Consider the following 1282-nt stretch of genomic DNA (forward strand, 5'->3'; position numbering starts at 1 on the left):
GTGCTGCGCGTCGCCCTCGACGAACTGCTGAGCCGCGGCGCGCAGCAGGTGGTCGCGCGCGAAGCCGGGCCAGGCATGCACCAGCGCCATCACGTCCTGCAGCTGGTCGCGGAACCCGTAGGCACCGCCCGCCTGGTAGAAGCCGCAGCGGCCCAGGCAGCGGCTGCTCAGCACCTGGTACAGCAGCCAGCGGTTGAGCATCAGGTCGAAGGCGCGGTCGGGCGTGCGCACCTCCACCGCGCCGAGCAACTCGTCCCACTGCGCCCGCACGTTCGCCAGCGCCTGGTCGGCATCGCGCGTGGTCATCCGCACCAGCTCGTCGGCGCCGGCGAGGCTCGCCGCCTGGCCGAACGAGAACACGACCACGTCGGACTCGCCCGGCTCCAGCTTCAGCTCGACCTGCATCACCCAGCACGGGTCGGGGCCGACGCCGGCGGCCTGGCGCAGCGTGTGCTGCGATTCGAGCGCCTGCGGCGCCGCGAGCCCCTGGCCGATGCCGATGAACTCGGCGCGGTCGCAGGTCCAGCCGCTCACCGGGTGCGAGCTGCCGAGCCACGCGATGTCGCGGCCGAAGTCGGCATTCGCCGGGTTGCGGGCGTACAGCGTGGTCGACGCGTTGCGGCCGGCCCAGGTCGACAGCAGGTCGACCTTGCCGCTGCGGTTGTCGCCGATGCACAGGTTGACGTACAGCGTCAGCGTCAGCGTGCGGCGGCGCGCGCTGCGGTTGGCCACGCGCAGCCGCATCAGCTTGGCGGGCCGGTCCCAGGCAACGAAGTGCGTCAGCTCCGATTCGATGCCCTCGGCCTGCGTCGTGAAGCGGCTGTAGCCGGCGCCGTGCGCGCATTCGTGCGTCGCGCCGGGCGCGCTGCGCGGCTGCGCGGTGGGCGTCCAGTAGGCGCCGGTCGCGCGGTCCTGCAGGTACAGGACCTCCGACGATGGATCGACCAGCGCATCGTTGGACCACGGCGTCAGCTGGTTCTCGCGGGCGTTCATGCGCCAGGTGAAGGCCGAGCCGCTCTCCGACACCAGCGTGCCGATCTGCGGGCTCGCCATCACGTTGACCCAGGGCGCCGGCGTCGTGCGGCCCGGCGGCAGCACGATGCGGTACTCCTTGCCGTCGGGCGTGAAGCCGCCGGTGCCGTTGAAGAACTGCAGCTCCGCGGTGACGGTCGGCTCGGCCTGGGCGCCGCCCTGCGCCAGCGGCGCGCGCAGCGGCAGCGCCTGCAGCACCGGCACCGCCTCGCGCGGCGTGCGCCGGCGCAGCTGGTCGCCGAGCAGCCCC

1 protein-coding gene is annotated in these 1282 nt (G+C 73.4%); it reads right to left on the reverse strand.

From position 1 onward, the window contains the following. On the reverse strand, positions 1–1282 hold a 1282-nt coding region (locus tag AC1D01_RS35215), incomplete at both ends, for a GH36-type glycosyl hydrolase domain-containing protein (RefSeq protein WP_477874236.1).

This window comes from Rhizobacter sp. P3_B12 (assembly GCF_056402895.1).